Raw genomic sequence first — 18536 nt, 5'->3', positions numbered from 1 at the left:
AAAATGATTTGGATGAATGGAAAAAGGTAAAGCTTGGCGATATATGTCAAACTAACTTAGAAACTTATTCTCTTTCTGAAAAATGGGATTTTGTAAATTATCTAGATACAGGAAGTTTAACAAAAAATGTTGTAAGTGAGTATCAGGAGATTGATTTGCAGAATGACAAATTACCAAGTCGAGCAAGGCGAAAAATATCAGTCAATGATATTTTGTATTCAACTGTAAGACCCAATCAAGAACACTACGGTATTGTAAAAGAAGTAGTACCAAATATGTTAGTTTCAACTGGATTTACAGTTATATCGGTAAATCAAGAGCTTGCAGATAGTGATTTTATATACTATTGTTTGACGCAAAGAGAAGTTATTGAACATTTACAGGCTATTGGAGAACAAAGTACTTCAGCATATCCATCTATAAAACCAACTGATATAGAAAATTTAGAACTTTTTCTTCCCTCTTTAAATGAACAAAGAGAAATTGTGTCAGTTTTACGTGTACTAGATGATAAAATAGAAAACAATAGAAAGATAAATCATCATTTAGTGGCTTGATTAACGGGAATTTCGCCTGATAAGAGTTTGGGAAGTAAAGTATCGCGAAGAGTTTGAAGTTCACCGATTTCTTTTATATTATTTCCAATGCTTTCAAATAAGGGGGTTACTTGTTTTGTGAAACGACTTACTTTATCTTCCGATAAATCAATAGTTGGCATAATTTCAATATGTTTCGGATAAATATGAGGTTGTGCCGATCCTGTTTGAGAATCATATATCTCTTGCTGACGTTTTTTTAGCATAACATACCAAAAGTAAACATTATCAGTTATACTGGTATCAATATATGAAGAGTCGGAGGACCAAACTGGTATATGCCATAAATTAACATACCCTGCATTAGGGCCAGATGCTGAAATTGTAAGAACTGGTGATTTGGTATTAGCAATATTATGAAAAGTTGAAGGTTGTAGTCCACCAGCGACAACAGGAACTTTTCCAACTATCGCATCTTTTGATAGCAAATTTTTACCACGTTTGGGAATAATATAGTTACCAATCGTAGATTTTCCTGAAGAAACATTAGGAAACATATTTTCAAATATTGAAGTTGCCATCTCCTCTAAATGATGATTTAGTAGTCAGATGAATAATATATTTTAGGAGTATTGAAATTGAAAGTAAATATATTTAATAGGGATATTTTAAAACAATTTTCTAAAGTATGTGCTACGCTTACTGCAATATTGTCAGGAGCACTAATTTTTCTTGATATTCCTGATAACTGTCGACTTTATGCAGGCGTTGCTTATATTTCATTGCTTTTAGCTATTTATATTTTTATATGGATAAGAGCAAATAGAATGAAACAAATAGTTATTAAAATAGGTCTCACGACGGTTCTTGTAAAGTCTGGTGATATTTTTGATGAAGAAGGACTTAAAGCGGTGGCTTTCAATGAATATTTTGATACAATGGTCGATGATAAAGTAATTGCCAGACAATCATTAAATGGCCAGTTTATTATCAACTATATTGACGATGTTGAGAAATTGAACTCTGATATTAAAAACGATGATGATTTAAAAAATAATATTGTCGAAGAGGGAGTAAGACGGCAGCATGGTAAAACGACAAAATATGGGCTTGGAAGTTCAATTTTGATAGACGATGAGTATATTTTGACTGCTTTTAGCCGATTTAATAAAAATAATCAAGCTGAACTAACTATTCAAGAATATGTCAATTTTCTTTTAACATTTTGGAACGAAATTAATAGGTTATATGCTCAAAGATCGGTTATAGTTCCAGTATTTGGTTCTGGAATAACGAGGTTTAAAAATGGTTTTGAGGATATTGATATTAATGAATTGTTACGGATTATGATTTGGACTTTTAAAATTAGTAAAATTAAATTTGCATATCCTGCAAAATTAACTATTATCATACATAATGATTTACTCAGCCAAGTAAATTTATATGAATTAAGGGAGAATGAATAATGGCCTATCGTAATAAAACTTATGTTGCTTTTGATGGTGATAATGATATGCGTTATTATCAGTTAATGAAGGCATGGAAGCAAAATGACAACACATTATTTAATTTTCATGATGCTCATGATATTAACAGCGCTAGAGATACAAGCCAGGAAGAGTCAATTAAAAGACAGCTTCGTGAAAGAATGGCTAACAGTAAGGCCTTTGTTTTATTAATTGGCGAACATACTAAATACTTAACAAAATTCGTAAAATGGGAAATTGGACTTGCTATTAAGAAAGGGTTGCCAATTATCTGTGTTAATCTAAATAAAAACAAAAGGAAAGATGAATTGTGTCCGTCAAGTTTGAATGGACAGTTGGCAATATTCATTCCTTTTGGAAGCAAAATGATGCAATATGCTCTTGAGAATTGGCCAAAATCGCATGAGCAATACCTTAAAAATGGAGAAATAAGTTCTTACTGTTATAAAGATGCGGTATATAAACGATTGGGCCTGTAAGTTAAAAGTGATATAGGAGCTACATTATGGGATTTACTGAAGACAACTATGAAAATGCGGTTATTGAACTTTTTCGTGATAGTCTGGGCTATTCATATGTTTATGGTCCAGATGTAGAGCGTGACTATAAACTGCCTTTATACATGGAGGAACTTCGTCCTGCTTTGGAGAGGATTAATGCTAAGTTGCCGACTGGTGCGATTCAGGCTGCTATTGAAAAGCTGCAGCGTTTTGAGACAGGGTCCTTGCTTCAAAAAAATAAGGTTTTCACAGATTATCTGCAAAATGGTATTGAAGTTTCCTATTTTTATCAAGGAAAAATACGGTCCAGCCTCGTTTATTTGGCTGATTTTGAGAATGTCCATAATAATAGCTTTACAGTTATCAATCAATGGGCTATCGTGGAAAAAAGCAATAAGCGCCCTGATATTATAGTGTTTTTGAATGGTTTGCCAGTAGTTGTTTTTGAGTTGAAAAGTCCTTCTCGCCAAGAAACAGATGCTTCTGATGCCTACCGTCAGCTTAAAACATATCAGAAAGAAATTCCAACGTTATTCAACTATAATGCTTTTTGTGTAATGACGGATCTAGCCACTTCAAAGGCGGGGACAATTACTGCTGGTGAAGACCGCTTTATGGAGTGGAAGACTACTGATGGTAGTTTTGAAGATACGCAATATGCTAATTTTACAACCTTTATTGAGGGCATATTTGATAAAACGAGATTCTTGGATATTTTAAAGAATTTTATTTGCTTTTCTGAGGATGCTAAGATTTTGGCAGCTTACCACCAGTATTTTGCGGTTAATAAAGCTGCTATTTCGACCTTGAATGCAACCAAGAGTGATGGTCGCGGTGGTGTTTTTTGGCATACACAGGGAAGCGGGAAATCGCTATCAATGGTTTTCTATGCTCATCTGCTGCAGAAAGTTTTAGACTCGCCAACTATTGTCGTTTTGACTGATCGAAATGATTTGGACGAACAGTTATATGGACAGTTTTCCAAATGCCAAGATTTTCTGAGACAGACACCGATTCGGGCAGAGAGCCGTTTGCATCTGAAAGAACTATTGACTGGTCGCCAAGCCAATGGCATTATATTTACAACTATGCAGAAGTTTTCAGAGTCAGAAGAGGCGCTTTCTGATAGAAGAAACATTGTTGTCATGGCTGATGAGGCTCATCGTGGTCAGTATGGACTTGAAGAAAAGATTAAAATGACCAAAGGAAAAGATGGAGAAAGAGAAGCGAAACTAGTCGTCGGAGCAGCCAGATTGATTAGAGATAGCTTGCCTAATGCGACTTATATTGGATTTACTGGAACGCCTATTTCTACTAAAGATAAGTCTACAACAGAGGTTTTTGGTAATTACATTGATGTTTACGATATGACACAGGCGGTTGAAGATGGCGCCACTCGGCCCGTCTATTATGAAAGCCGTGTCATGCATTTAAAACTAGATGAAAATATCTTGAGTTTGATTGACACAGAGTATGACTTGATGGCACAAAGCGCTGAATCACATGCGATTGATAGAAGCAAGAAGGAATTGGGGCGTCTTGATAGTATTTTAGGGGCCGATCAAACTATTAGTGCCTTGTGTGAAGATATTATTACTCATTATGAAGAAAATCGTGCGCAGGAATTAACTGGAAAAGCAATGATTGTTGCTTATTCTCGGCCGATTGCGATGAAAATTTATCGTACCTTGCTTGAAAAGCGTCCGAATTGGACAGAAAAAATTGGAGTTGTCATGACTTCTAGTAATAATGATCCGGAAGAATGGCATGATATAGTAGGGAATAAGCGCCATAAAGAAGAGATGGCTAAAAAGTTTAAAGACAATGAAAGCCCATTTAAGATTGCTATCGTAGTTGATATGTGGCTGACTGGATTTGATGTCCCTAGCCTTGCAACCATGTATGTATATAAGCCAATGCAAGGTCATAATCTTATGCAGGCAATCGCTCGTGTTAACCGTGTATACAAAAATAAAGAGGGTGGGCTTGTAGTTGATTATATCGGTATTGCAAGTGCTTTAAAGCAAGCCATGAACGATTATACAAATCGAGACAAAGGTAACTTTGGGGACACTGACATAGCTAAGACAGCTTTACCAAAGTTTGTCGAAAAACTAGAGGTCTGTCGTGATTTGTTTTATGGGTTTGACTATTCAGAATTCATGCTCTCTAAATCAAGTGATTTAATCAGAGCTAAAACAATTAGTGGTGGGGTAAACTTCTTGTCAAGTGTAGACAAGGAGAAGAAGAAAGAGCTCTTCATAAAAGAATCGTTACTCTTACGCCAAGCGTTATCACTTTGTCGTTCTTTGCTTACTCCTGAGCAACGTTTTGAAGCAGCTTATTTTGAAGCAGTCAGAACATTGCTGACACGAATAACTGGGGAGGGTAAAAAGCTTTCTCTGAAAGATATTAATGATCGTATCAATGAGTTACTAAAAGCTTCTATCAAGAGTGAAGGTGTCATTAATTTATTCTCAGATATTGATACAGGATTTTCGTTATTTGATCCTAAATTTTTAGATGAAATCTCTAAAATGAAGGAAAAAAACATAGCGGTAGAACTCTTAAAAAAATTATTACAAGAGCAGATTACCTTATATCAAAGAACAAATTTAGTCAAATCCGAAAAGTTCTCTGAAATTCTTTCGCGAGCGATGAGAGCGTATCTGAATGGCATGCTTTCGAATGAAGAAGTTATTGCTGAATTAATGAAAATGGCCAAAGAAATGGCGAAGGCTCACGAAGAGGGGGATTCTTTAGGTCTGACAGATGAAGAATTGGCTTTCTATGATGCTTTGACGCAACCACAAGCAGTCAAAGACTTTTATGAAAATGATGAGCTTGTTACAATGACTCATGAATTAACGGAGACATTGCGCAAAAGCAGAACTATTGATTGGCAGAAAAAACATTCTGCGCGTGCTCGTATGCGCATGCTTGTTAAAAGGCTCCTTAGGAAATACAAATATCCACCAGAGGGTGTTGAAGACGCTATTGTGACTGTTATCAAGCAATGTGAAATGTGGACGGATAATCCTGATAATAACTATGAAAGTTATTCTTTTCTAGACGGATTGATGATTGCTGAAAAATAAAAGAATCATTGTAGTAGAATGAGAATATCTTAGCATTGGGAGAGAAAATAGTTAATTCTCTCCTTATCGTGCTTTTAAGTTGAGTTTTTATACTGTAGCGTTTATAAATCTATATATAAATAAAAAGAAAGCTCTATAATATCCAAATGGAGTTACCCACTATAGAAATTATAGAGCCTTATTATTGATAGCGAGTAGCTTGAAGACAGCTGCTCTTTTTGTTGGTTTACTTCATCGTAGGGAAAAGCAATACGTCACGAATAGAAGTGACATCTGTCAATAGCATAATTAAGCGGTCAATTCCAATTCCGAGGCCGCCAGTTGGTGGCATACCGTATTCAAGAGCTTCTACATAGTCGTAGTCGATACCAGTCGCTTCATCATCTCCGAGTTCCTTAGCTTGGGCCTGTGCTTCAAAACGAGATAATTGATCAATTGGATCGTTCAACTCGGTAAAGGCATTGGCAAATTCGCGCCCAACGATAAAGAGTTCAAAGCGGTCGGTAAAGCGTGGGTCATCTGCATTTTTCCTAGCAAGAGGCGAGACTTCAACCGGATGCCCATAGATAAATGTAGGTTGAATCAACGTATCTTCTACAAAGTCTTCAAAGAAAGCATTGATAATATGACCAACTGTAAAATGCTTTTCAACCGTTACATGGTGTTCCTTAGCTAGTGCAGTGGCCTCTTCGAGAGTCATTTCTTTCCAGAAATCAATACCCGTCTGCTCTTTAATGGCTTCTAGCATATGCTTGCGTGCAAATTTGCGACCGATAAAGATTTCAGTACCTTGATAAGGGACGCTTTCGGCATCTGTAACAGCTTTAGCTGCACTTTGGATAATCCCTTCTGTCAAGTCCATGATATCCTCAAAATCCGCATAAGCTTGATAAGCTTCAATCGTAGTGAATTCAGGATTGTGAGTGGCATCCATTCCTTCGTTACGGAAAATGCGTCCCATTTCATAAACACGTTCCATACCACCAACAATCAGACGTTTTAAGTGCAATTCAGTTGCGATACGAAGCACCATATCAATATTTTGTGCATTGTGATGAGTAATAAATGGACGAGCAGCAGCACCACCAGCTTCATTATGTAAAACGGGTGTTTCAACTTCAAGGAAGCCTTGGTTATCAAGATAACGGCGAATTTCTGAAACGATACGACTGCGAGTTACGAAGCGTTCAAAGCTTTCCCGATTGGAAATTAAATCCAAATAACGCTTACGATAAATCGTTTCAACGTCTGTTAGTCCATGGAATTTTTCTGGTAATGGACGAAGTGCTTTAGAGAGGTGTGTGATGTGAGTTGCTTTGATTGACAGCTCTCCCATATCTGTGCGCATAACCTCACCTTCAATACCAAGGAAGTCCCCAATATCTGCTTTTTTGAAAATTTGATAATTCTCTTCACCAACAGTATCTTTTCTGACATAGATTTGGATTTGACCTTCACGGTCTTGGATATGAGCAAAACCGACTTTGCCTTTCCCGCGCTTGGTCATAAGTCGTCCCGCAATGGTAGCAGTTTCCGCTAATTCATGTAGCTCTTCTTTTGTTTTATCACTATATTTTTCTTTTAATTGGGCAGAATCTGCAGTACGTTCAAAACGTTTACCAAAAGGGTCAATACCTTGTTCTGCTAAAGCGGTCATTTTTTCACGACGAATCAGTTGCTGGTCATTTAATTCTTCAATATGTTCAGTAGTCATATTCTTCCTCCTAAAGTTTACCTTCCTCATTCTATCATAAATAAGGCAGAAATTCATCTATAAATAAAGAAAAACCGTGATTTTATACGCTCACAGTTTCAATTGTTTCTAAGTGGTCAACATTGTTCCAATCAAGAAGTGTAAAATGTCCAAAATCTTGTGTTTCAAGAACAGTGACACTTCCATTGGCAAGGCCTCCCTGCTGACGAAGTTGAGCAAAGTCATACCCTAATAACAAGCGTAAAGAAGCAGTTAGATTAGCTCCGTGACCGACAAAAAGAAGATTTTCATAAGAATGCTTATTTTGTGATTTGATAAAGCCGATTGTCCGTCGTGTTGTATGGTAGACCGATTCTGCGCCAAAGATTGAGTTGTTGAATTTGGCTAAGTTGTGTCGAAAGGCTTCCATTTGATGTGGGTAGATAGCAGTAATGGTGGAAATTTTTTGTCCTTCTAGGGAGCCAAGTTGCCACTCGCGTAGCTCTGTATGTGGTTCAACAACTGATGAATATTGATTTTCACTACAGATAATCTGTGCGGTTGCCATTGCACGTGGTAAATCACTTGAAAAAATCTTATCAAATTTGATGTGAGACAGATGTTTTCCAAGCAAGTGTAGTTCTTTGATAGAAGTTTCAAGTAGTGGTGAGTCACCATTAGCTCCTTGAAATCGCCCTTCCAAATTCCATTGAGTTTTTCCGTGTCGAACGAAGTAGAGTTTCATACAGTTTCCTTTCTGAATGGTATATTAGTTTTCTTTTAAATCTGCAAAGTCTGCTTCAACAAAATCAGCTAAATCCTTTGCGTTAATTTCAATACTGTGTCCCAATTCTCCAGCTGAGACGATAATAGTCTTGCGTGTTAATGCTGAATAATCAATAAAAATAGGAAAATGATGCTTTTGTCGAATGCCGACAGGGTTATTTGCACCATGAATATAACCAGTTGTTTTTTCCAAATCTTTCTGTGGGATCATACTTACTTTTTTGTTACCAGATAGTTTGGCTAGTTTCTTTTCTGAAAGATGTTCTGTAATGGGCAAGATCCCAATGATAACACCTGTTTTATCACCTGTTAGGGCTAATGTCTTATAAATCTGTGAACGATCTATTTTTTCAGGTAATTCTCCTTCTAAAGCATTAATTTGAAGCCCTTTGTGGTTGACTTTAGCTTTCGTCAAGATTTGTTCAACCAAGGTTTTCTTGATTTTTGTTTTTTTAGCCATTATTTATACTTTTCCTCCAATTGGCTCATCCAAGCACCCAGCCAAGTTCCCAAACCAAAGAAGAAGGCAGCAGTAACCAAAGTGATGATAGAAGTATTAGCATAATGAATACTTTCGCTATTTCCAGGGTTTGGTACCAAGATAAGAACAGTGCTAGACAAGACAATACCAATGATAAAATGATACACTTGAGAATGATAATTTTCCAAAGCATAGTGCATAGACTTGGAAAAAATCACAAGTGCGAGGAGACAGCCAATTCCGATTGGTAAAAAGGTTCCCAAAATATCTAAAGATTTAAAACCAATTAGCATCGGGGAATACAGACCCAAAATCAAGAGCAAATTTGAAGGACTTAATCCTGGAACGAGAATTCCCAGTGCGATAAGGGCACCAGCTAAAATAAAAGTCAAGAAATTTGCTGGTAATGTTCCGACTAAACTATTGAGGAAATAAAGGCAAATCCCAGAGATGAAAAAAGTGGCTACGAACCAAATAACATCTGTTCGGTCGCGATCAGATTCTCTGGTAGATTCCTTTAGTAAACTTGGAATCGTACCGATAATCGCTCCTGCAAATCCCCATAAAACAATGATTTTATAATGCTCTAAGAGATATTCAACTGGCAGGGAAAATAGTGCAATTCCTAAAACCATTCCAATGCCAACGGGTAAAAAATAGAGTATGTTTTCACGAAAATTCTCTTTTATATGCGCTAAAAAATAAATCATCCGCTCGTAAATCCCCAAAATAGCGGCTAAAACTCCACCAGATACCCCGGGAAGAATAAATCCTAGCGCGATGATAATTCCCTTAAAAATTCTGATTAACCAAGAAATCATTCATTACTCCCTAAACTTTTCTTTGTTAGTCATTATAACATATTTAGAAACAAGAAAGTAGTGATAACTGGACGAGAAAAAAAGAAAAACTCTGCAAAGTTTTCGATTCAAACTATTACAGAGTTATTATTTTCCATTACCAAATAATTTTTTAAATGTTTTTCTCTGATTTTTTAAAGGAGACAGTTGATTGAGATCGACATCATGTGCAAAACCACTAATTGAACCTTGTGATGTGTATTGATGTAAATCGTATTTCAAGTCTGTCTTAGGAGCTGCGTTGTAATAACCGTCATTGTAGCCATAAGTTGGAATCCAAATAGCTGTAAATTTTTTGGTGGAAATACTATGTTCTTCAAGAAAATAGGTTCCGACATAAATCCCAATATTTTTAGCACCTAATGATGCTAACTTAGCACGAAAAGCTTCAACGCCAGCATTCATGTCCTCCATAGTTTTTTCTTCAACATCTAGCCAGTAGTAAGTCGGTTTGTATTTTGAAGCAGCCTTATAAAAACTTTCGGCAGCTTTTTGCATTTCTTTCTTACTGCTACCAGCAACATAAGCGTAAACAGCGACAGGGATATTTCGCTTTTGAAATTCTTCGATATGTCGTTGATAGGACTTGTCAATCCCATTTAGATGTGTAGCAGCATTTTCTTTTTTTGCTTGTGCTCCGCTATGCACGCGTATAATGGCGCCAGAGATATTTTTCGCTAATTGATCATAATCGATATCACTTGGTAGTTGCCAACCTGACAGGTCAATAATCGGTTTGTAGGTCTTATCTTCCTTGTTAGAATCAGAAATATCAGCTTGTTTTGGAGTGATAGTGGATGATTGCTCAATGGCAGCCTTTTGCTGTTTAGTTTCCTTGCTTTCTGAATAATGCTTCGCTCCTAAAATAATCGTAATAAAGCTCACAAAAAAGACAAAGACAACAAGCGGTTTAATCCTCTTTCTCATATAAATTTATTTTAACGTAAAGTCAGATAAAAAGCAAAATAAATTAGTAGAAAATAAGTATTTGTCATCAAATTGAAATATTAAAGAAAGCGGTTTATTGAGTACGATCAAGCTATTTGTGTATAAATACTTTTCCAAGCTCAAAATGTGACAGTAAATTTCATAGCCTTGTTCTTTTTTTAGTTAAAGTTTAGCCTAGATAACAAAAGGATTTCGAAAACGCCGTTCGTTAAATACTTTTATTTTACCCTGAAAAATGGTATAATGTTCGGTGAAAATTTTAAAATAATAGGTGAACTATGAAAATTGATAAACGCCACCTACTGAATTATTCCATTTTGATTCCTTATTTGATTTTATCTATTTTAGGACTGATAGTTGTTTATTCGACGTCAAGTGCTACTCTAGTACAGGTAGGAGCCAATTCTCTCAGATCTGTTTTAAATCAAGGAATTTTTTGGATAATCAGTTTACTTGCTATTGCTTTAATTTATAAAATAAAGTTAGATTTCTTGAAAAACAATCGATTGATTGTCATTGTTATTTTTGTGGAAATCTTGCTCTTAATTTTATCACGTGTCCTTGGTGCACGAATCAATGGAGCACACGGTTGGTTACGTTTTGGTGGTTTTAGCATTCAGCCAGCTGAATATTTAAAAATCATTCTGGTTTGGTTCCTAGCGCTGCGTTTTTCTCATCAGCAAGATGAAATCGCAACTTATGACTATCAGGCTTTGACACGAAATCAACTGATTCCGCGTGCACTGAACGATTGGCGCATTCTTGTTATCGTGCTAATCGGAATCGTGGCTGCCTTGCCTGATTTAGGAAATGCGACCATTCTTTTGTTGACGACCATGATTATGGTAACGGTTAGTGGGATTGGTTATCGTTGGTTTTCAACTCTTCTCGGAGTGCTGGTCACTCTTTCTACAGTTGTTTTAACCAGTATTTGGCTCATTGGTGTGGAAAAAGTCGCTAAGGTTCCTGTGTTTGGGTATGTAGCAAAACGATTTAGTGCCTTTTTTAATCCATTTAAGGATCTGTCAGGTGCAGGTCACCAGCTAGCTAATTCCTATTATGCTATGAGTAATGGCGGTTGGTTTGGCTTAGGATTGGGAAACTCTATTGAGAAACGCGGATATTTGCCAGAAGCACAGACAGATTTCGTTTTTTCCATTGTTATTGAAGAATTTGGCTTTATTGGTGCCAGCTTGATTTTAGCTCTTTTATTTTTCCTTATTCTACGGATCATTCTGGTGGGAATACGAGCGAAAGATCCTTTCAATTCTATGATGGCTCTTGGTGTTGGTGGAATGTTACTGACGCAAACCTTTGTCAATATTGGGGGAATTTCAGGTTTGATTCCATCGACTGGTGTGACCTTCCCATTCTTGTCACAAGGTGGAAATAGCCTGTTGGTATTATCTGTTGCAATTGCTTTTGTGTTAAATATTGATGCCAATGAAAAACGAGAAAGTTTGTATAGGGAAATAGAAGAAACCAATCACGGTTTAAGAGTTGTTCGCTAACTTGAGATTGTGCAAAAGCTTACTGAAAGGTGTAGATCATGTCACTTCAAAAATTAGAAAATTACAATAATAAAGAAGTCATCCAAGAAGAAGTTACGATTTTGACGGACTTACTGGAAGAAGTTACACAAAATATGTTAAGTCCTGAAACCTTTGAAAAAATCATCGCTTTAAAAGAATTGGCAGCAGTTGGAAATTACGAAGGATTAAATGAAATTGTTCAGAATCTGTCGAACAAGGAAATGTCCTATATTTCACGTTATTTTTCTATCTTGCCTCTTTTGATCAATATTTCAGAAGACGTTGATTTAGCTTTTGAGATTAACTATCAAAATAATGTTGGTCAAGATTATCTTGGAAAATTATCCACAACAATTGATTTAGTTGCTGAAAAGGAAAATGCTGCTGAAATTTTAGAGCATTTAAATGTTGTACCTGTTTTAACAGCTCACCCAACTCAAGTGCAACGGACGACTATGTTGGATTTAACCAATCACATTCATGTCTTGTTACGTAGATACCGTGATGTGCGAATGGGCTTGCTCAATGAAGAAAAATGGCATAATGATCTTCGGCGATATATAGAAATTATCATGCGCACAGATATGATTCGTGAGAAAAAATTAAAAGTGACGAATGAAATCACTAATGTGATGGAATACTACAACAGTTCTTTCTTACAGGCAGTGACCAATCTAACAGAAGAATACAAGCGTCTAGCCAAAAAACATGGAATTGACTTAAAAAATCCAACCCCTATTACAATGGGAATGTGGATTGGTGGCGACCGAGATGGGAATCCGTATGTTACATCTGAAACGCTTAAAAAATCAGCTTTGACACAATGCGAAGTGATTATGAATTATTACGATACAAAAGTTGCTAACCTGTATCGTGAGTTTTCTTTGTCAACTGGTATCGTAAAAGTCAGTGAAGCGGTACAGGAAATGGCTTATTTATCAGAGGATAATTCTATTTACCGCGAAAAAGAATTGTATCGTCGCGCTTTATACTATATTCAAACAAAATTAAAGAATACAAAGGCTTACTTTATTGATCAGATAAAGACAGAGCCACATTACCACAAAATTGAAGAATTTAAACATGATTTGTTAGCGATTAAACAATCTCTTCTTGAAAATAAAAGCGAAGCAATGATTTCTGGCGAATTTACTGAATTATTGCAAGCGGTAGAAGTATTTGGTTTTTACCTTGCTTCTATCGATATGCGTCAAGATTCCAGTGTTCATGAAGCCTGCGTTGCGGAGTTGTTAGCAAGTGCAGGAATTGTGGAGAATTATAGCGAGCTTTCTGAGGACGAAAAATGTCATGTTCTGCTGAATGAACTTCTCTATGATCCACGGATTCTTTCTGCAACACACGCTAAAAAATCAGATCTTTTACAAAAAGAATTAGAAATTTTTCAGACAGCACGTGAGTTGAAAGACAAGCTAGGGGATGCTGTCATTAAGCAAACCATTATTTCTCATGCAACAAGTGTGTCTGACCTTTTAGAGCTGGCGGTTATGCATAAAGAAGTTGGTCTTATTGATAGGGAATTTGCGCGTGTGCAGATCGTGCCACTCTTTGAAACGATTGAGGATTTGGATAATTCTTATGATACGATGAAGAAATATTTATCTCTTCCAATTGCTCAGAAATGGATCGCCTCCAATAATAACTATCAAGAAATTATGCTTGGTTATTCGGATAGCAATAAAGACGGTGGTTACTTATCATCCTGCTGGACTCTCTATAAAGCTCAACAGCAATTGACCGCTATCGGAGATGAATTTGGTGTGAAGATTACATTCTTTCATGGTCGTGGTGGAACGGTCGGTCGTGGTGGTGGACCTACTTATGAAGCTATCACCGCTCAACCTCTCCGCAGTATCAATGACCGAATTCGCCTGACAGAGCAAGGAGAAGTTATTGGCAATAAATACGGAAATAAAGACGCTGCTTATTACAATTTAGAAATGCTGGTTTCGGCAACGATTAACCGTATGATTACTAAGAAAAAAAGTGATACCAACACTTCAAATCGTTATGAATATATTATGGATCAAGTAGTAAAACGGAGTTATCAAATTTATCGTGACCTGGTTTTTGGCAATGAGCATTTTTACGATTATTTCTTTGAATCAAGCCCGATTAAAGCTATTTCCAGCTTTAAAATTGGGTCGCGACCAGCTGCGCGTAAGACAATTACCGAAATAGGTGGCTTGCGTGCCATTCCGTGGGTCTTTTCATGGTCCCAAAGCCGAGTGATGTTTCCTGGTTGGTATGGTGTTGGATCCAGCTTTAAAGAATTTATTGATGAAAATCCAAAAGAAAATCTAGCTTTCTTAAGAAAGATGTATAAAAACTGGCCTTTCTTCCAATCGCTTTTGTCCAATGTGGACATGGTGCTGTCTAAGTCGAATATGAATATCGCCTTTGAATATGCAAAACTATGCGAAGATGAAAAAGTTCAAGAAATCTATTACACAATCTTAGATGAGTGGCAGTTGACCAAGAATGTCATTCTTGCTATTGAAGATTATGATGAACTGTTAGAGGAAAATCCATACTTGCGAGACAGTTTGGATTACCGCATGCGTTATTTTAATATCTTGAATTATATTCAGCTAGAACTCATCAAACGCCAACGCCGTGGGGAGTTATCTCCTGACGAAGAAAGGTTGATTCACGTCACAATCAATGGAATTGCGACTGGACTGAGAAATTCAGGCTGATGAAGAATAAAAAATCGGAAATAGTCCGATTTTTTTATATTTTTGTAACCAGAAACGCTTTCAATTCGTTATACTAGTGAAGGAAGGGGGATGAGAATATCAAATTAGATGATTATGAAAAAGTCTTGATTGCCTTTGCGAAAGAAATCGTCTATTATCTGCAAGGCTCAGGCGTTCCAAAAGAGCAAGCAGAAGATGTTGTTCAAGATGTTTTTATCAAAATGCTAGAGTCTGATTTTGTCATCCCTGCTGAAAAAATGCGAGCTTGGATGTATCGTGTGTCTATTCGCCGTTATATTGATAAATACCGGCGTGATAAGCATTATATGGAAATCCTGAGACGAGATTTTTTTACAAAGGGAAATCAATTGATTGTTGAAGGATCAGACTACGACTTTCTCATGGAGGAGGTGGAAAAGTTGCCAATGCGGGATAAAATCATGTTGGATCTTTATTATTTTCAAGGGTTCTCAACAGGCGAAATAGCAGAAGTGCTTCATTATTCTAAAAGCAAAGTCAAGGTTCAGCTCATGCGCAGTCGAAAGAAACTTCGACAGGTTTTGGAAAAGAAAGGATATTATCATGGAAACTTTTGAAATCGTTGCAAAGAAAAACAAAAAGAGAAATAGAAAGCGAATTATTCTCTGGTCAACAACAGTAGTGGTAGTATTTTTTGGAATATATATTGGTGCTCGTATGATTACGGGAAAACTCATCAGCAACCAAGCTTGGAAGGTAGTCAATGAGGTACAACTAGTTGAAAGCGTTGCCTTTCCTAATATTGAAACTTATACCTGGTCTGCTAATGGTGGGGACATGCTCCATGGTGGTATTAAAGGTAGACAAGCTAAAGATATTTATGGAATTCCACTCGACTATGGTGAATATAAGGCAGATTTTGGAATTTTTAATATCAATCGAGGAATCCATTTTCATGCAAATTCTGGCAGATATACAGAATCTGGGGCAACTATTCAAATAGAAAATAACCAAAAAGTGCCACAATTCTACAATAAAAATGTGAAAGAGGAGAAAGGAGAATCTGTCCATGAACCAACTAAAGAGCTTCCTTACGTAAAAGATATGCAAAATCAATTAGTAGAGGTAGCACTGACTTTTGATAAACCATATAGTTTAAAAGAAATTCGAGCAATGATTCCTAAGAATCTTAAAACCAATTGGTATTGGATTGGTACAAATTCAACAGGTGATCCAAGTTGGTGGCAACCAAGTAATCTATACGGCACGAGTCCAGATTATCTAACGAAAAAAGAATATGTTCATAAAAAGGAAGCAGAAGAAGCTATTAAAAATCTCAAAGAAGGAGAGAGACTGAGTAACAGACTTGCCCAAATGAAAGATGTAGATGGATTCTTGGTTAATTTAAAAAAATATATTGCGACTGACATTGGAAAAAGTACCTACAATAATGTAACTCCGTCAGATGACATTAAAACTTACTTGAAAAAATTTGGTAAGCTAGACTTGTCTAAGAAAGAAGACTTAGAAAAATTAGAATTCTCAGGCGTTATCCTAACAGGAAAAGCTGAAAATTTTGCACAGTTGGAAGGTAAGGAGTGGATTTATGCATCAAGCATTGGAGCTTCTATACCAAATCAACCATACTACAAGTTGGACAAAGAATAAATTGATAAAAAAGGCGTAAAACACTTGCAATTTGAAGAAAATTTGATAAAATAATAAAGAAAGTTAGACTGTATTGCCTACTGTCTATCTATAAAATATATTTTATTGGAGGCTTTTACTCAAATGGCAAAAGAAAAATACGATCGTAGTAAACCACACGTTAACATCGGTACAATCGGACACGTTGACCATGGTAAAACTACCCTAACTGCAGCTATCACGACTGTACTTGCACGTCGTCTTCCAAGTTCAGTTAACCAACCAAAAGATTATTCATCTATTGATGCTGCTCCAGAAGAACGCGAACGCGGAATCACTATCAACACTGCACACGTTGAGTATGAAACTGCTAAACGTCACTATGCTCACATCGATGCTCCAGGACACGCGGACTACGTTAAAAACATGATTACTGGTGCTGCTCAAATGGACGGAGCTATCCTCGTAGTAGCTTCAACTGATGGACCAATGCCTCAAACTCGTGAACATATCCTTCTTTCACGTCAAGTAGGTGTTAAATACCTTATCGTCTTCATGAACAAAGTTGACTTGGTTGACGATGAAGAATTGCTTGAATTGGTTGAAATGGAAATCCGTGACCTTCTTTCAGAATACGATTTCCCAGGTGATGAAATCCCAGTTATCCAAGGTTCAGCTCTTAAAGCTCTTGAAGGTGATGAAAAATATGAAGACATCATCATGGAATTGATGGATACTGTTGATGAATACATTCCAGAACCAGAACGTGACACTGACAAACCACTTCTTCTTCCAGTCGAAGATGTATTCTCAATCACTGGACGTGGTACTGTTGCTTCAGGACGTATCGACCGTGGTACTGTTAAAGTCAATGATGAAGTTGAAATTGTTGGTATTCGTGACGAAATCCAAAAAGCAGTTGTTACTGGTGTTGAAATGTTCCGTAAACAATTGGACGAAGGTCTTGCTGGAGATAACGTAGGGGTTCTTCTTCGTGGTATCCAACGTGACGAAATCGAACGTGGACAAGTTCTTGCTAAACCAGGTTCAATTCATCCACACACTAAATTCAAAGGTGAAGTTTACATCCTTACTAAAGAAGAAGGTGGACGTCATACTCCATTCTTCAACAACTACCGTCCTCAATTCTACTTCCGTACTACAGACGTTACAGGTTCAATCGAACTTCCTGCAGGTACTGAAATGGTAATGCCTGGTGATAACGTAACAATTGATGTTGAGTTGATCCACCCAATTGCCGTAGAACAAGGAACTACATTCTCTATCCGTGAAGGTGGACGTACTGTAGGTTCAGGTATGGTTACAGAAATCGAAGCTTAATTCAGTTAAGTTCCCAGATGAACAATTAAAGTCAGACAAACGAGCTCCGCTATTGCGGGGCTTTCTTTTTTATGATTTCATTAGACTCAGTCTTTATTTCTCTATTAAATTATGGTAAAATGATAGATGTAAATAAAAAAAGAAGAGGTATGTGAAATGTCACGTAAACCATTTATCGCTGGTAACTGGAAAATGAACAAAAATCCAGAAGAAGCTAAAGCATTTGTTGAAGCAGTAGCTTCTAAATTGCCTTCATCAGAACTTGTTGAAGCTGGTATCGCAGCTCCAGCCCTTGACTTGTCAACAGTTCTTGCAGCTGCTAAGGGTTCTGATCTTAAAATTGCCGCAGAAAACTGCTATTTTGAAGATGCTGGTGCTTTCACTGGTGAAAATAGTCCCAAAGTTCTTTCTGAAATGGGCACAGATTATGTTGTAATTGGTCACTCAGAACGTCGTGAATACTTCCATGAGACAGATGAAGATATCAACAAAAAAGCAAAAGCAATCTTTGCAAATGGGATGCTTCCAATTATTTGTTGTGGTGAAACACTTGAAACTTATGAAGCAGGTAAAGCTGCTGAATTCGTAGGTGGACAAGTTTCAGCCGCTCTTGCTGGCTTATCAGAAGAACAAGTTTCTTCACTTGTTATCGCATATGAACCAATCTGGGCTATTGGTACTGGTAAATCAGCTAGCCAAGATGACGCACAAAAAATGTGTAAAGTTGTTCGTGACACAGTTGCAGCAGATTTTGGCCAAGCAGTAGCGGATAAAGTTCGTGTACAATACGGCGGCTCAGTAAAACCTAACAATGTTGCTGAATACATGGCTTGCCCAGATGTTGATGGCGCTCTTGTTGGTGGTGCATCACTTGAAGCAGAAAGTTTCCTTGCGTTATTAGACTTTGTGAAATAATTCTTATAAAAAGTGA

16 protein-coding genes are annotated in these 18536 nt (G+C 36.8%); 10 read left to right on the top strand and 6 right to left on the bottom strand.

Features of this window, described 5'->3' with window-relative positions; translation table 11 throughout:
- Positions 1–8: 8 nt before the first annotated feature.
- Complete coding sequence (locus SCSC_RS06190) at positions 9–557, top strand: restriction endonuclease subunit S (protein ID WP_006269670.1); 549 nt, start codon at positions 9–11, stop codon at positions 555–557.
- On the opposite strand, the gene SCSC_RS06185 is transcribed toward SCSC_RS06190, so the two are convergent.
- Complete coding sequence (locus tag SCSC_RS06185) at positions 542–1117, bottom strand: restriction endonuclease subunit S (protein WP_006269595.1); 576 nt, start codon at positions 1115–1117, stop codon at positions 542–544. The two genes, SCSC_RS06190 and SCSC_RS06185, sit on opposite strands and share 16 nt — an antisense overlap.
- Positions 1118–1174: 57 nt before the next feature.
- Here SCSC_RS06185 and SCSC_RS06180 point away from each other — a divergent pair, with 57 nt between their 5' ends.
- The 3 genes from SCSC_RS06180 to SCSC_RS06170 are packed head-to-tail and all read left to right on the top strand — an operon-like array spanning position 1175 to position 5621.
- The gene (locus tag SCSC_RS06180; protein ID WP_006269632.1) at positions 1175–2002 is read left to right on the top strand and encodes a macro domain-containing protein; all 828 of its coding nucleotides are present in this window, start codon (positions 1175–1177) and stop codon (positions 2000–2002) included.
- Complete coding sequence (locus SCSC_RS06175; protein WP_006269604.1) at positions 2002–2502, top strand: TIR domain-containing protein; 501 nt, start codon at positions 2002–2004, stop codon at positions 2500–2502. The genes SCSC_RS06180 and SCSC_RS06175 overlap by 1 nt, the downstream gene beginning before the upstream one ends.
- Before the next feature lie 26 nt (positions 2503–2528).
- Positions 2529–5621, top strand: coding sequence for a type I restriction endonuclease subunit R (locus SCSC_RS06170; protein WP_006269644.1), 3093 nt, complete (start codon positions 2529–2531; stop codon positions 5619–5621).
- 226 nt (positions 5622–5847) lie between these two features.
- Here SCSC_RS06170 and lysS read toward each other — a convergent pair whose 3' ends face one another.
- The 5 genes from lysS to SCSC_RS06145 form a co-directional block, all read right to left on the bottom strand.
- On the bottom strand, positions 5848–7335 hold the full coding sequence (gene lysS / locus SCSC_RS06165) for a lysine--tRNA ligase (protein ID WP_006269638.1): 1488 nt from the start codon (positions 7333–7335) through the stop codon (positions 5848–5850).
- An 82-nt stretch (positions 7336–7417) separates the two neighbouring features.
- Positions 7418–8059 carry a histidine phosphatase family protein gene (locus SCSC_RS06160; RefSeq protein WP_006268068.1) on the bottom strand — a complete coding sequence of 214 codons (642 nt, stop codon included), beginning with the start codon at positions 8057–8059 and terminating at the stop codon, positions 7418–7420.
- A 24-nt stretch (positions 8060–8083) separates the two neighbouring features.
- Entirely contained in the window at positions 8084–8560 is a 477-nt protein-coding gene (locus SCSC_RS06155) for an aminoacyl-tRNA deacylase (RefSeq protein WP_003068525.1), read from the bottom strand.
- Positions 8560–9402, bottom strand: coding sequence for a DUF368 domain-containing protein (locus SCSC_RS06150; protein ID WP_006269690.1), 843 nt, complete (start codon positions 9400–9402; stop codon positions 8560–8562). The genes SCSC_RS06155 and SCSC_RS06150 overlap by 1 nt, the downstream gene beginning before the upstream one ends.
- Positions 9403–9528: 126 nt before the next feature.
- A complete protein-coding gene (locus tag SCSC_RS06145) occupies positions 9529–10368 on the bottom strand; it encodes a glycoside hydrolase family 25 protein (protein ID WP_006269642.1) in 840 nt (279 codons plus the stop codon).
- Positions 10369–10667: 299 nt separating this feature from the next.
- Between SCSC_RS06145 and ftsW the strand changes: the two genes are divergently transcribed.
- The 6 genes from ftsW to tpiA all read left to right on the top strand — a co-directional run bounded on the left by ftsW (position 10668) and on the right by tpiA (position 18520).
- Complete coding sequence (gene ftsW, locus SCSC_RS06140) at positions 10668–11900, top strand: cell division peptidoglycan polymerase FtsW (RefSeq protein ID WP_006269675.1); 1233 nt, start codon at positions 10668–10670, stop codon at positions 11898–11900.
- 38 nt (positions 11901–11938) lie between these two features.
- Positions 11939–14638: a phosphoenolpyruvate carboxylase gene (gene ppc / locus SCSC_RS06135; RefSeq protein WP_006269685.1), complete on the top strand. Its 2700-nt coding sequence runs from the start codon at positions 11939–11941 to the stop codon at positions 14636–14638.
- Positions 14639–14763: 125 nt separating this feature from the next.
- The gene (locus tag SCSC_RS06130; RefSeq protein WP_003073113.1) at positions 14764–15234 is read left to right on the top strand and encodes an RNA polymerase sigma factor; all 471 of its coding nucleotides are present in this window, start codon (positions 14764–14766) and stop codon (positions 15232–15234) included.
- Positions 15221–16285 (top strand): anti sigma factor C-terminal domain-containing protein, encoded by a 1065-nt coding sequence (locus tag SCSC_RS06125; RefSeq protein ID WP_003068539.1) that lies wholly within the window; start codon positions 15221–15223, stop codon positions 16283–16285. The genes SCSC_RS06130 and SCSC_RS06125 overlap by 14 nt, the downstream gene beginning before the upstream one ends.
- A gap of 123 nt (positions 16286–16408) precedes the next feature.
- Positions 16409–17605 (top strand): elongation factor Tu, encoded by a 1197-nt coding sequence (gene tuf / locus SCSC_RS06120; RefSeq protein WP_003023932.1) that lies wholly within the window; start codon positions 16409–16411, stop codon positions 17603–17605.
- A 156-nt stretch (positions 17606–17761) separates the two neighbouring features.
- Complete coding sequence (tpiA, locus tag SCSC_RS06115) at positions 17762–18520, top strand: triose-phosphate isomerase (protein ID WP_006268363.1); 759 nt, start codon at positions 17762–17764, stop codon at positions 18518–18520.
- Positions 18521–18536: the final 16 nt, after the last annotated feature.

The sequence above is a fragment of the Streptococcus constellatus subsp. constellatus genome (assembly GCF_023167545.1).
GTDB lineage: Bacteria > Bacillota > Bacilli > Lactobacillales > Streptococcaceae > Streptococcus > Streptococcus constellatus.
Note: the sequence above shows the minus strand (reverse complement) of the source record. Positions and strands in the feature narration are given on the sequence as shown.

Bases quoted from the DNA above. Each gene is read 5' to 3' on its own strand.
- SCSC_RS06185 (WP_006269595.1), bottom strand. From the start codon at position 1,117: ATGGCAACTTCAATATTTGAAAATATGTTTCCTAATGTTTCTTCAGGA.
- SCSC_RS06175 (WP_006269604.1), top strand. From the start codon at position 2,002: ATGGCCTATCGTAATAAAACTTATGTTGCTTTTGATGGTGATAATGAT.
- SCSC_RS06170 (WP_006269644.1), top strand. From the start codon at position 2,529: ATGGGATTTACTGAAGACAACTATGAAAATGCGGTTATTGAACTTTTT.
- lysS (WP_006269638.1), bottom strand. From the start codon at position 7,335: ATGACTACTGAACATATTGAAGAATTAAATGACCAGCAACTGATTCGT.
- SCSC_RS06160 (WP_006268068.1), bottom strand. From the start codon at position 8,059: ATGAAACTCTACTTCGTTCGACACGGAAAAACTCAATGGAATTTGGAA.
- SCSC_RS06155 (WP_003068525.1), bottom strand. From the start codon at position 8,560: ATGGCTAAAAAAACAAAAATCAAGAAAACCTTGGTTGAACAAATCTTG.
- SCSC_RS06150 (WP_006269690.1), bottom strand. From the start codon at position 9,402: ATGATTTCTTGGTTAATCAGAATTTTTAAGGGAATTATCATCGCGCTA.
- SCSC_RS06145 (WP_006269642.1), bottom strand. From the start codon at position 10,368: ATGAGAAAGAGGATTAAACCGCTTGTTGTCTTTGTCTTTTTTGTGAGC.
- ftsW (WP_006269675.1), top strand. From the start codon at position 10,668: ATGAAAATTGATAAACGCCACCTACTGAATTATTCCATTTTGATTCCT.
- ppc (WP_006269685.1), top strand. From the start codon at position 11,939: ATGTCACTTCAAAAATTAGAAAATTACAATAATAAAGAAGTCATCCAA.
- SCSC_RS06125 (WP_003068539.1), top strand. From the start codon at position 15,221: ATGGAAACTTTTGAAATCGTTGCAAAGAAAAACAAAAAGAGAAATAGA.
- tuf (WP_003023932.1), top strand. From the start codon at position 16,409: ATGGCAAAAGAAAAATACGATCGTAGTAAACCACACGTTAACATCGGT.
- tpiA (WP_006268363.1), top strand. From the start codon at position 17,762: ATGTCACGTAAACCATTTATCGCTGGTAACTGGAAAATGAACAAAAAT.